Genomic DNA, 13,743 nt, shown 5'->3' with positions numbered 1-13,743 from the left:
TTATGACAAATAATAGAAATAATAAAGATAAAAACACGATAAAAAGATTCAATAGAATAACTATTGGATTGGCTTCTCCAGAATCAATTTTGGCAGAGTCTAAAGGTGAGGTTTTAAAACCAGAAACCATCAATTATCGTACTCATAAACCAGAAAGAGACGGACTTTTTTGCGAACGTATTTTTGGTCCAGTAAAAGACTATGAATGTGCTTGCGGAAAATACAAAAGAATTCGTTACAAAGGCATTGTTTGTGACCGTTGTGGTGTAGAAGTTACCGAGAAAAAAGTGCGTCGTGATAGAGTAGGACACATCAATCTTGTTGTACCTATTGCACATATTTGGTATTTCCGTTCGTTACCAAACAAAATAGGTTATATTTTAGGTATGCCTTCTAAAAAGTTGGATATGATAATTTACTACGAAAGATATGTAGTTATCCAACCAGGTATTGCTAAAAATGTAGATGGAGAACCTCTACAAGTAATGGATTTCTTAACCGAAGAAGAGTATTTGAATATTTTGGATACACTTCCTATGGAAAACCAATTTTTAGATGAATCAGATCCAAATAAATTCATCGCCAAAATGGGTGCAGAATGTATTATGGATTTATTAGCACGTACAGATTTGGACGCTTTGTCGTACCAATTACGCCACAGTGCTAATAATGAAACATCAAAACAAAGAAAAACAGAAGCTTTAAAACGTTTACAAGTTGTAGAGTCGTTCCGTGAAGCAAACTTAAATAGAGAAAATCGTCCAGAATGGATGATTCTAAAAGTTATTCCTGTTATTCCGCCAGAATTACGTCCGCTAGTGCCACTAGATGGAGGTCGTTTTGCTACTTCAGATTTGAATGACTTATACCGTCGTGTAATTATCCGTAATAATCGTTTAAAACGATTAATGGAAATCAAAGCTCCAGAAGTAATTCTTCGTAATGAAAAACGTATGCTTCAAGAAGCAGTAGATTCATTATTTGATAATACACGTAAAGCTTCGGCTGTAAAAACAGAGTCAAACAGACCGCTTAAATCACTTTCTGATTCCTTAAAAGGAAAACAAGGTCGTTTCCGTCAAAACTTATTAGGTAAACGTGTTGATTATTCTGCACGTTCGGTAATTGTTGTTGGTCCAGAAATGAAATTGTATGAATGTGGTTTACCAAAAGATATGGCTGCTGAGTTGTATAAACCTTTTGTAATTCGTAAATTAATTGAAAGAGGTATTGTAAAAACAGTAAAATCGGCCAAAAAAATTATTGACAAAAAAGAGCCAGTAGTATGGGATATTCTTGAAAATGTAATTAAAGGACATCCAGTATTACTAAACCGTGCTCCTACCTTACACCGTTTGGGTATTCAGGCATTCCAACCAAAATTAATCGAAGGTAAAGCAATTCAGTTACACCCATTGGTATGTACGGCGTTCAATGCGGATTTTGATGGTGACCAAATGGCGGTACACTTGCCACTAGGACCAGAAGCTATTCTAGAAGCTCAATTGTTAATGCTTGCTTCGCACAATATATTGAACCCTGCAAATGGAGCACCTATTACGGTACCATCGCAAGACATGGTTTTGGGTCTGTATTACATGACCAAAGAGCGTTTATCTACACCAGAACATAAAATTTTAGGTGAAGGTCAAACTTTCTATTCTGCTGAAGAAGTTAATATTGCACTTAACGAAAACAAATTAGAATTAAATGCCCGTATAAAAATTAGAGCCAAAGACTTTAATCAAAACGGAGAATTAGTATATCAAATAATTCAAACTACAGCAGGTAGAGTATTGTTTAACGAAGTAGTTCCAGAAGCTGCAGGATACATCAACGAAGTATTAACCAAAAAATCATTACGTGATATTATTGGTAAAATTCTTGCTGTAACAGATGTGCCTACAACGGCTGCTTTCTTAGACGAAATGAAAGACTTAGGATATAGAAACGCATTCCGTGGTGGTTTATCATTCTCTTTGGGAGATATTAAAATTCCAGATCAAAAAGAAGATTTGATTGCCGATGCTAGAGAACAAGTTGAAGGTATTACCATGAATTATAACATGGGACTTATTACCAACAACGAGAGATACAATCAAGTAATTGACGTTTGGACTTCAACCAATGCCTTACTTACAGAATTGGCAATGAAAAATATTAGAGAAGACCAACAAGGTTTCAACTCTGTATTTATGATGCTAGACTCTGGAGCAAGGGGTTCAAAAGAACAAATTCGTCAGCTTACAGGTATGCGTGGTTTGATGGCAAAACCAAAAAAATCGACTGCTGGAGGTGGAGAAATTATCGAAAATCCAATTTTATCAAACTTTAAAGAAGGTCTTTCGATTCTTGAATACTTTATTTCTACGCACGGTGCTCGTAAAGGTCTTGCCGATACGGCTCTTAAAACTGCCGATGCGGGTTATTTAACACGTCGTTTACATGATGTTTCTCAAGATGTTATCGTTAATTCTGTAGATTGTGGTACTTTAAGAGGAATAGAAGTTTCGGCATTAAAGAAAAATGAAGAAATTGTAGAAACTCTAGGAGAAAGAATTCTAGGACGTGTTGCACTTCACGATGTAATAAACCCATTAACTACCGAAGTTATGGTACATGCAGGAGAGCAAATTACAGAAGCTATTGTAAAAGCAATAGAAGAGTCTCCTGTAGAAAAAGTAGAAGTACGTTCGCCACTTACTTGTGAAGCTAAAAAAGGAATCTGTGCAAAATGCTACGGAAGAAATTTAGCTACAGGTAAAATGACACAAAAAGGAGAAGCAGTAGGTGTTATTGCAGCTCAATCTATTGGTGAGCCAGGTACACAGCTTACACTTCGTACCTTCCACGTAGGAGGTGTTGCCGGTGGAGTTTCTGAAGAATCTAGCATTGTTGCTCGTTTTGGAGGACGTTTAGAAATAGACGACTTAAAAACAGTAGTAGGAGAAGATAATGAAGGTAATAAAGCAGATATCGTAATTTCTCGTTCTACAGAATTAAAATTGATAGACGAAAAAACAGGTATTGTCTTAAATACACACAATATTCCTTATGGTTCTAGTATTTTTGTAAAAGACGGAGATGTAGTAGAAAAAGGAACTGTAATTTGTAAATGGGATCCATATAATGGGGTTATCATTTCAGAATATACAGGTAAAATTGCTTACGAAGATTTAGAACAAGGTCAAACATACCAAGTAGAAATTGATGAGCAAACAGGCTTCCAAGAAAAAGTTATTTCTGAGGGAAGAAACAAAAAATTAGTACCAACTTTACACATATATGGTAAAGACGGAGAGTTAATTCGTTCATACAATTTACCAGTTGGTGCCCACCTTATGGTAGACGATGGAGAAAAAATTAAAGCAGGTAAAGTTTTAGTAAAAATCCCACGTCGTTCTTCAAAAGCTGGCGATATTACAGGAGGATTACCACGTATTACAGAGTTATTAGAAGCTCGTAATCCTTCAAACCCTGCAGTAGTTTCAGAAATTGATGGTGTAGTTACTTTCGGAAAAATTAAGAGAGGTAATAGAGAAATTATTATCGAGTCTAAATTTGGCGAAATCAAGAAATATTTGGTAAAACTTTCAAATCAAATTTTAGTTCAAGAAAACGACTTTATCAAAGCTGGTATGCCATTGTCTGACGGAGCAATTACTCCAGAAGATATTTTAAGAATACAAGGTCCATCAGCAGTACAACAATATTTAGTAAACGAAATTCAAGAAGTATATCGTTTACAAGGGGTAAAAATCAATGATAAACACTTTGAAGTTGTTATCAGACAGATGATGCGTAAAGTACAAATTCAAGATCCAGGAGATACATTATTCTTGGAAGAACAATTAGTACATGCTTCAGACTTTATCCAAGAAAATGATAAGTTGTATGGTATGAAAGTGGTAGAAGATGCAGGAGATTCAGATAACTTAAAACCAGGTCAAATAGTTTCACCACGCGAGTTAAGAGATGAAAATTCATTATTAAAACGCAACGATAAAAACTTAGTAGTAGCACGCGATGTAATTCCTGCTACAGCAACACCTGTATTACAAGGTATTACGAGAGCTTCACTTCAAACCAAATCGTTTATTTCTGCGGCATCGTTCCAAGAAACGACAAAAGTATTAAACGAAGCAGCTGTAGCTGGAAAAGTAGATACGCTAGAAGGATTGAAAGAAAATGTAATTGTAGGACACAGAATTCCTGCAGGTACAGGTATGAGAGATTATGATCATATTATAGTAGGATCGAAAGAAGACTATAATGAAATGGTAGCAAACAAAGAAGAATTTATTTATTAATTATGAATGAAAATCAAGAACAACAAGCGCAATTAAATATTGAACTTGACGAGCAAACTGCAGATGGGATTTATTCTAATCTAGCAATTATTAACCATTCTCATTCAGAGTTTGTATTAGATTTTATCAATGTAATGCCAGGAGTTCCAAAATCTAAAGTTAAAGCACGAATTGTTTTAACGCCACAACACGCCAAAAGACTCTTGAGAGCTATAGGAGAAAATATCCATAGATTTGAAGCAGCCCATGGTGAAATTAAAGATTTTGAACAACCACCATTGCCGTTAAACTTTGGTCCAACTGGTCAAGCATAACAAAACAAACCCTAAGCATCGCTTAGGGTTTGTTTATTATATAAAGTATTTAATAAGTATCTTTGCAAACGAAAAAGAGAAAAATGTTACACAAAGAAGCCCAAATAGCAGTAGAAAACGGAACGATGCTTCCGCTTATGGAGGAGTTTTATACTATTCAAGGTGAGGGTTACCATACTGGAACAGCCGCTTACTTTATTAGAATAGGTGGTTGTGATGTAGGTTGTCATTGGTGTGATGTAAAAGAAAGCTGGAATGCTACACTACATCCGCCTACTCATATAGAAACTATTGTAAAAAACGCAAAACAGTATGCAGATATTGTTGTTATTACAGGTGGAGAACCGCTTACTTGGAATATGCAACCTATTACACATTTATTGCAATACCAAAATATTAAAACCCACATAGAAACATCGGGTTGTTATGAAGTTACAGGCACATGGGACTGGTTTTGTCTTTCTCCAAAAAAAAATAAACTACCCGTATTGAGTGCGTATGCTATTGCAAATGAGTTAAAAGTAATTATCTACAATAAACACGATTTTATTTTTGCCGAAGAACAAGCACTTTTGGTAAATCAAGACGCTATTTTGTTTTTACAACCCGAATGGAGTAAAAAAGACGAAATGACTCCATTAATTATAGATTATGTTATGAAAAATCCAAAATGGCGCATATCTTTACAAACACATAAATATTTAAACATTCCTTAAGTTGAAAAAGATTTTATTATTTTTAAGTTTATTTTTAGTACAATACGCATACACACAAACAAGTGAATCGGTTAAGACTGAAAACACAAAAGATGTTGAGTTGCTCCCAAGCCCAGAAAACACCTCGAAGGTTTATAACATGGGATTGGTAGATACAACGCCAGAATACCCAGGAGGCATGAGTGAATTTTATAAGTTTGTTTCAAAAAATTATAGAGTACCCAATGTAGATAAGTTAAAAGGCAAAGTTATCGTTTCATTTATTGTAGATAAAGATGGAAGTGTATATGATGTAAAAGTTTTAAGAGATGTAGGCTTTGGAACCGGCAACGAAGCTATAAGAGTGTTTAAACTAATGCCAAAATGGAAACCAGCTATACAAAATGACAAACCTGTAAGATGTAAATACTTATTGCCAATATCAATATCAACAGAATAAATTTGGCACTATTATTGAAAAATACTATATTTATAAAATAATTGAAAAAAACATGAAAAAACTAATTTTTACCCTAGCATTTGTTTGCGTCGCTCATTTTGGATTTGCACAAGATGATGCTTTTAAAAAAGATATTAAAAAAGTAATTGAAGTTAGCGGTGCTAGCGGACAACTTAAAGCTGCTAAAAAACAAGTATTAAGTTACATACCAGAAGCAAAACAAGCTGCTTTTTTGGTTGAGTTTGATGCCATTCTTGCTAAAATAAATGACAAAACAGTTGAAATTTACGCTCAAGAATATACCAAAGAAGATATAAAAGCAATGTTGGCATTTTATGAAAGCCCTGTAGGAAAAAAAATGGCAGAAAAATCGGAGTTAATTGCTACAAAAGCGCAAGAAAGTATGATGGAAGTGCAAGGCGAAATTCAGGCATTGATGATGAAATATGCTCAATAAAAACTTTTGATATGAAAATAAAAGTCCCGTTGAAATTTTCTTCGGGATTTTTTTTATTCGAAATAAATAATTATCTTAGCACAACTTATTGCAATAAGCACGTTCTTACCGTTGTATAAATATTAAAGCATTTGCTTTTCTTTGGTAACCGAAATCTGACAATTTCAATGATTACACCTTGAAGAAAGTTTAATGTCTACGCTTGGCGTGGACTTGACTTATCTTGGTGTAAGGGTTTTGTCAGAACCTCGGTAATCAGTATGTTTGAGCTTCCACGCTTTTTATTTTTCGGCGTATTTAGTCACTTAAATTTATACCCAAATGAAAAATTTATTAAAAATTATTGCGTCTGTTGTGTTATTCGTATTTGCTTCTTGCGAACAAGAGAGCCTAGAAAATTTTGATGGTTCGACTAAAAATCAACGAACTATTAAAAAAGTTACTTATGAAGAAATGTCTAAAAACCAAAAGCTATTAGACAAGTTGTCTTCTGTAAATAGTAAATACAATATTTTATACAATAATGCTAAACTTGTAGCTGCTAGTGACGGCAGTTTTTATATAGATACAAATTTAGCAACTTATGTAGAAGAGTCAAATGGTTATCATTCTTATACCTTTCAGATTTTTAGAGACAGTACGGCATTCTATCTAGAGAATTTAGTTTTAAATTACTCTGTTAGCGATTCTGCTTACAGTGTTTATCTAATTCAGTATGATATAAATGAACAAGAATATCAGGATATTATTTCAGGTGTAGCAGATAATAGTTTAAAAAGTAAAATATTTCTTACGCAATTGGATGATAATGTTATCAATACATCAACAATTTTAAGCAAAAATGGAAACACGAGTTATTGTCCAAATTGTGGTTGTGCAAGTTTTTATGACGGCTATATATTTAACGGAATAAATGATGATGGTTCAATTGATTGGCTTGAGCATATTTGTCCTGGCAGTGGTGGCTCTGGAGGCACAACAAGTTCTAGTGGAAGTAGCGAATCTCCTACCGTGGGTTCTGGCTACGTACCAGGATACGGCATTGGAGTAACCCCTACTCCAGGTAGCGTAAACACTAATGGACTTTTAGGTGGAGGAAACAATACCCCAAATACTAAGCCAATTGTAACTGTTCCTACAAATTTAACATCTACAGATGGGGCAAATGCTACTGTTAGTTATCTTGTAAATCTTCTTTCTTTAAATACCCCACAAGCTACATGGTTAAACCATAATACTCAAGTTGCAAATCAAATATTAAATTTTTTAAGCCAAAACAATAGCTCGCAAGAGAGCAAAGAGTTTGTAAACGAGTTTATTATTCAATGTATAAACAATCCAAACTTACATTTAGATTTTGAAGCTTCTTTAAAGTCGCCTAGTTTTGTGGATTTAAATTTTGACGTTTCAACTCCTGAAGGGGCAAAATTGAAAGAAGTAAATGATGCTTTAATGACGTCTTCAGAATTTAGACGGTTATTTTATAATCTATTTTCTGAAATACCGCAACTTAGTGTGAAACTAACTATTGGAAACATCGATCAATCTAATGCTGTTGGTTATATTTATGGGAATTGTCATAGCGTTTATAATACTAATAGTCTGTATATGTACAATGAAATAACAATAGATAGGCAAGGTTTATTAACAAAATCTAAAATGAATATTGCCTTGTTTGTGTTACATGAATATATACACGCATATCTTAATGTTAAATTTCGTAAACCTCCAATTGGTTTTTCTATAAGTCAAATTAATTCGATGGATTTTGTAAACTGTGTAAATACGTATTATAACGGTTTTTCTGGAGCACAATCTCAACACAATTTTTTTGTTGATTTTATGATACCAACTATCGTTGAAATATTAAGCGATATAAAAAATATCTTAATTACTTCACAAGAAGCTAGTCAAATTGAAAATCCGATAGATGGAGGAGCTATCTTATATCAGCCAATGAATGGAAATCCTTTAACACCATCGGACATACAAATACCATGGAATTGGAACACTTTTTTGTACTATTTTTCTTATCAAGGATTGCAAAATTGTTCTGCTTTTCCGTTTTCAATTTATCCAAATCTTATTACTAGTGGTGATTACTATTACCATTGGTATAACGGATGTTACAACACTATTTTTAATCCCTAAAAAATGAAAAACATTTTAATTTTATTTTTACTTACATATATTTCTATTTACTCTCAAAGTCAAGGTAGAAGTTATCATATTTGCGATATTAACGATTTGTACCTAGCAAAAAAAAAATTAAATATATCCAGAGATGAACTGATTATAGGAATTGATGATTTTAAATATATAGTAAAAAAAGATAATGAAATTTTGTTGTATAAGATTGTTAATAATGAAATAATATATTCAAAAAAAAGCAATATTTCTACTTTTGATTTCAAAAATTTAATTAATCCAGTATTTGACATCTCTTTAGAAAATTTAAAACTTATAGATACAAATAATAATTTAATTGATTTTCAAGATAGTTCCACAAGCACAATAATGTATCTAGTAAGCGATTTAGAAAAGAAACTTACTTGCGACAATAATTATGGCAAAAATGACAAATATTTTAGCGAGAAGAATGCCTTTTATTCAATATATAATAACCTTAAAAATCTATTTTATGATGAAGATTATTTATTATTAAAAAATTCCTTAAACATATATATAAGTTTAAATTCTAAAGCAGATGACATAAAGGTTATGAAACGTGAAAAAGGAATTATTAGTACTATTTTTTATCGTACAATTGATTTTAAAATCACAAAAAAATTAAAAGACACTTTAAAGGATAAAAGTTTAATAGACTCTTCTTTTCTTAAACAATTTACAGATTTTGAAATAACTCAATTTTTTTCAAGAAATAATGTAAATATTTTTATTGTAATTGATAAAAAGAACAATAATTATTTTAAGAAAAAAATGATTTATAAAGTAAAATACAATAATTAATATGGAAGAATTTAAAGGTACGGTGGATAACTCTTTTATGTGGTTTTCAATAATTGCCCAATTAGTTTTTTTTATAACATTTGTAGTTATAATTTACTATATCATTAAGCTTTATAGAAAAATCATTAAGTATTTAGATAGAAAGAGTTGATTTAATATTTCACAAACTGCCTAGAGAAAAAGAGGCAGTTTTATGTTTTTTCATACTATTTATCAGTATGACTAAGCCTTGCTAAATAGTCAAAATGTTTTCCTTCTTTAATCAATTGACATTGTAAACCATTGGCATGCGCCACATTTTGTAAAGTATTATAGTCTAAATACAGCCACGGAAATGATTTTTCGGTTTGGTTTTTGTAATGTATAGTAAAAATGAGTTCGCCATAGTAACCACTTGCAGGAACTAGATAGGCACCATCTTCATCTTGATCAAACATATATATAATATCGGAAGAATCAATAAGTATCTGACCATTTGGAGTAAGTAACGATTTTAATTTTTGTAAGTATATTGAAGTTTTTGCAAGAGTTTCAAATATTCCTGTACCATTCATCAAGAGTAAAATAGTATCAAAAGTTTGGTTTTCTAGTTCGAGAAAGTTTATGTTTATGGCATTTTCAATTCCTCTAAGTTTACATGCTTTTATAGCATTTTCAGAAATATCTACAGCAACAACATCATATTTTTGGTTTTGTAAATACAAGGCATGGCTGCCAGCACCGCAACCTATATCTAGTATTTTTCCTTTTGCAAGTTGTAGAGCTTTTTGTTCTAGCTTAGGCATATTTTTATAATTTCTAAACAAATAAGCAACGTCCATTTCGTCGGGTTCAGAAATGGTTGTTTCGGTAATAATATTCTCAGGAGAATTATTGGTTTGATAGTCTAAAATGGCTTTTCCAAATAAATCCAACATTTTTGTAAGGTTTCGGGTTTAATGTTTCAAGTTTTTTAACTTTGTAGCTCAACTTGAAATTTCGACTTTGAAACCACAATTAAACGAACTTGTAAAACTTGCCAAAGATAAGCATAACGAAACTAAAAAGTTTTTTGATAAGCTAAAAAAGAAACCACCAAAAAACTTAGATTATATCATGCAAGATTTGCATGAAGCAGAGTTTAAAAAAACAGATTGTTTACAATGTGCAAATTGTTGTAAAACCACAGGGCCACTTTTTACCACCGCAGATATTGAGCGAATTTCAAAGCATTTTAAACAAAAACCACAGCAATTTATCGATAATTATTTGCGTATAGACGAAGAAAACGACTATGTGTTACAAAATTTGCCCTGCACTTTTCTGGATACTGATAATACCTGCTTTATTTATGATGTGCGTCCAAAAGCCTGTAGAGAATTCCCACATACCGATAGAAAAAAATTTCAGCAAATTTCTAATTTAACCATAAAAAACGTAGCTATTTGTCCGGCAGCCTATAATATTGTTGAAGAAATGAAAAAGAAAATACATGGTTAATAGTGTTTACAATACATTATAAGTGTAAAGATGTAGAGTTTGAAAGTCTTTTGTAAAAAACAAAATCAATTTTATTTATACAGTAAATATTTTTCTCTCATTTTTTTGAATGTTTCAATATCTTTTCTCCAAGATTTTCTGATTTCTATTTCAGAAACTCCTTTTTCTATTTGCTCACGTAGTTTTTTAGTTCCAGCTAATTTTACAAAGAAATCATTGAAAAATTTTGATTTATCTGTTGTAGAATTGTAAGCTTTTATCAGCCATTTTATCTCCAACTTATCCACAAATGCTAAATCAGATAAATTTTCGCCAAAACATTCTTTTCCTTTATATAGCGGATCTTTTGCTCCAATATTAGGGCTTGGAGTAAAGCTAAAATTGGTTTTTGGTAAATAAGGCGAACCATAAATTTGAAATTGCATATCTGTGCCTCTTCCTACACTTACATTAGTACCTTCAAATAAGCACAAACTTGCATATAAGTTTATGGCGTGGTCGTTAGGTAAATTGGGTGAAGGTTTTACAGGTAAGCTGTACAACATATTTCTATCATAGTTAAGGCATGGAATTATTTTCAAATCACATTGAATACCATCTTTCAGCCATTTTTCACCATTAATCATTTGGGCATATTCTCCAATTGTCATTCCGTGCAACAATGGAATAGGGTGCATGCCTACAAAACTTGTATATTCTTTCTCCAACACAGGGCCGTCTATTATAGAAATGTTTGGGTTGGGTCTATCCAAAACGATTAGTTGTATGTTGTTTTCTGCACAACTCTCCATAATATAATGTAAGGTAGATATGTAAGTGTAAAAACGTGCGCCTACATCTTGAATATCAAAAATCATTATTTCAACTTGCTGTATTTGCTCATGTTTAGGTTTTTTATTATTTCCGTAGAGAGAAATAATAGGTAACCCCGTTTTAGTATCTTTTCCATCTACAATATGTTCGCCAGCATCTGCGGTACCTCTAAATCCATGTTCTGGCGCAAAAATAGTCGTTAGATGAGTGTTTTTTGAAATTAAAAAATCTACTAAGTGAGTGCCATTGCTTAAAATTCCTGTTTGATTGGTTACAATACCTACTTTTTTGTTTTCTAATAGTGGTAGGTACAAATCATAATTGTCAGCGCCTAGTTGTATAGAATGATTAACTATGTTTTCAGAAACAGTTGAGCTTTCCAACGTGTCTTTCTTTTGCGCCTGCCCACTTTTGCAAGAAATAAGCCCTAGAGCTAAAAAACAAATAGTATAAAATTGGATGATGCGGTGTTTCATATCAATAAAAATTTCTTTTGGTAAATTTATAAATGTATTTTTGAACAAAAAATAAAACTTTGAAGTTAGAATATTTTATAGCCAAACGCTTAGTAAAGCCAGAAGCATCTCAAAATAAATTTTCAAAAACTATAGTAAACATAGCTGTTACTGCTGTGGCATTAGGAATACTCATGATGGTGGTTTCTATAGCTACAGGAATGGGTTTGCAAAATAAAATTAGAGATAAAGTATCCTCTTTCAATGGGCATATTCTTATAAGTAGTTTTACAGGAAATGAATCCAATGTAAGCGTAAATCCTATTTCATTACATCAAACATTCTACCCAAGTTTCAAAAATATTTCGGGAATCAAACACATACAAGGTGTCGCTTCCAAGGCGGGTATTATACGTACTTCCAAAGCTTTTGAAGGAGTTGTTTTTAAAGGAGTAGGCAAAGATTACGATTTTACACAACTTAAAGATTATCTACAACAAGGAAGAATGCCCATATTGAACCAAGAATTAAACAATGAAGTGCTTATTTCAGAATATTTAGTGAAAAGGCTTCAGCTTAAATTGGGAGATTCTTTTGACACCTTTTTTATGAAAGAAGGACAAAATAAACTTCCAAATTTTAGACGTTTCAAAATAGTAGGTATATATAACTCTGGAATACAAGAATTTGATGCTTCATATCTTATTATTGATTTGCGCCACATACAGCGAATGAATAAATGGACTCCAAATCAAGTTGGAAATTTTGAAGTTTATGTTTCTAAATTTTCAGAAATAGAAAAAAAAACAAATGAAGTAGAACAAGAAATAGGATCATTTTTACATGCGCAATCTATAGAAACCAAATACTATTATATATTTGATTGGCTCAAACTATTCGATTCGAACATCGTTTTAATCATAATAGTAATGCTATTGGTAGCGGTTATAAACATGATAGTAGCTTTATTAGTGCTAGTATTAGAAAGAATACCTATGATAGGCATACTAAAATCTTTAGGTATGACAAATACAAATGTTCGGAAGATATTTTTATACAATGCACTATATATAGTAGTAAAAGGATTATTGATAGGGAATATTATAGCGATAAGTTTATTACTAATTCAAAAATACGGACAAATAGTAAAGCTAAATTCAGAAAACTATTACGTTACTATAGCGCCAGTATACATAAATCCATTACAAATAATAGCTTTAAATTTATTTGTTGTAGTAGTTATAGCTATTTTTCTAGTCATACCCACCTATATTATTACCTATATTACACCTTCAAAAAGCATACGTTTCAAATAAAGTACACTATAGTTTGTGTCTTGTTGTGATAAAAAGGCATATTGGGTGTTTGTTTTTTTTGATATTATCGAAGCTAAAAGTTAAAATTAAGAACTAATACTATTGAAAACCAATATATTGAAAAAAATGCATAAAAAAGGTTGATTAAAAATTAGGAAAAGGGTAAAAAAGTTGTAGATTTGCACCCGCAATAGAGGCGACGTTCATAGAAAGATTCATTGTGAGAAAATAATTTTGTTTAGGATTGTAAAAGGTATTATCTTTGCTGTCCTGCGGAAGAAAAAAAGTGTTGAGAAAATATTTTAAAAAAAATTCAAAAAACACTTGCACGATAAAAAATAAGTTGTACTTTTGCACCCGCAATCAAGGAAACGAGATTGCGAAAAAGAACAGAAAAGACAAGTTCATTGATATATTGGATTGACAGCAAAAAAGAGAGAGTAAGAGAGTCGAAAGATTTGAATATTCACAGCT

At 31.9% G+C, this 13,743-nt stretch carries 11 protein-coding genes; 9 read left to right on the top strand and 2 right to left on the bottom strand.

Going from position 1 to position 13,743, the window contains the following annotated elements:
• The first annotated feature begins 2 nt into the window (after positions 1-2).
• From rpoC to Q361_RS11910, 7 genes are all read left to right on the top strand, one after another.
• Positions 3-4,310, top strand: coding sequence for a DNA-directed RNA polymerase subunit beta' (gene rpoC / locus Q361_RS11940; RefSeq protein ID WP_103726964.1), 4,308 nt, complete (start codon positions 3-5; stop codon positions 4,308-4,310).
• Between the two features lie 2 nt (positions 4,311-4,312).
• Entirely contained in the window at positions 4,313-4,624 is a 312-nt protein-coding gene (locus tag Q361_RS11935; RefSeq protein ID WP_103726963.1) for a DUF3467 domain-containing protein, read from the top strand.
• Positions 4,625-4,707: 83 nt separating this feature from the next.
• Complete coding sequence (locus Q361_RS11930; protein ID WP_103726962.1) at positions 4,708-5,340, top strand: 7-carboxy-7-deazaguanine synthase QueE; 633 nt, start codon at positions 4,708-4,710, stop codon at positions 5,338-5,340.
• 1 nt (position 5,341) lies between these two features.
• Positions 5,342-5,779, top strand: coding sequence for an energy transducer TonB (locus Q361_RS11925; RefSeq protein ID WP_245874633.1), 438 nt, complete (start codon positions 5,342-5,344; stop codon positions 5,777-5,779).
• A gap of 52 nt (positions 5,780-5,831) precedes the next feature.
• On the top strand, positions 5,832-6,236 hold the full coding sequence (locus Q361_RS11920; protein ID WP_103726961.1) for a DUF2059 domain-containing protein: 405 nt from the start codon (positions 5,832-5,834) through the stop codon (positions 6,234-6,236).
• A 321-nt stretch (positions 6,237-6,557) separates the two neighbouring features.
• A complete protein-coding gene (locus tag Q361_RS11915) occupies positions 6,558-8,387 on the top strand; it encodes a hypothetical protein (RefSeq protein ID WP_103726960.1) in 1,830 nt (609 codons plus the stop codon).
• A gap of 3 nt (positions 8,388-8,390) precedes the next feature.
• The gene (locus tag Q361_RS11910) at positions 8,391-9,206 is read left to right on the top strand and encodes a hypothetical protein (protein WP_103726959.1); all 816 of its coding nucleotides are present in this window, start codon (positions 8,391-8,393) and stop codon (positions 9,204-9,206) included.
• 206 nt (positions 9,207-9,412) lie between these two features.
• Here the strand turns inward: Q361_RS11910 and Q361_RS11905 are convergent, their stop codons facing one another.
• Positions 9,413-10,123, bottom strand: coding sequence for a class I SAM-dependent methyltransferase (locus Q361_RS11905; RefSeq protein WP_103726958.1), 711 nt, complete (start codon positions 10,121-10,123; stop codon positions 9,413-9,415).
• Between the two features lie 67 nt (positions 10,124-10,190).
• Here Q361_RS11905 and Q361_RS11900 point away from each other — a divergent pair, with 67 nt between their 5' ends.
• A complete protein-coding gene (locus Q361_RS11900) occupies positions 10,191-10,685 on the top strand; it encodes a YkgJ family cysteine cluster protein (protein WP_103726957.1) in 495 nt (164 codons plus the stop codon).
• A 71-nt stretch (positions 10,686-10,756) separates the two neighbouring features.
• On the opposite strand, the gene Q361_RS11895 is transcribed toward Q361_RS11900, so the two are convergent.
• Positions 10,757-11,974, bottom strand: a complete 1,218-nt coding sequence (locus tag Q361_RS11895) for an exo-beta-N-acetylmuramidase NamZ family protein (RefSeq protein ID WP_103726979.1) — start codon at positions 11,972-11,974, stop codon at positions 10,757-10,759.
• Between the two features lie 59 nt (positions 11,975-12,033).
• Here Q361_RS11895 and Q361_RS11890 point away from each other — a divergent pair, with 59 nt between their 5' ends.
• Positions 12,034-13,269 (top strand): ABC transporter permease, encoded by a 1,236-nt coding sequence (locus Q361_RS11890; protein WP_103726956.1) that lies wholly within the window; start codon positions 12,034-12,036, stop codon positions 13,267-13,269.
• The last annotated feature ends 474 nt before the right edge of the window (positions 13,270-13,743 follow it).

It is taken from the genome of Flavobacterium croceum DSM 17960, from assembly GCF_002917885.1.
Lineage (GTDB): Bacteria > Bacteroidota > Bacteroidia > Flavobacteriales > Flavobacteriaceae > Flavobacterium > Flavobacterium croceum.
This window is presented reverse-complemented; position numbering and strand designations above follow the sequence as displayed.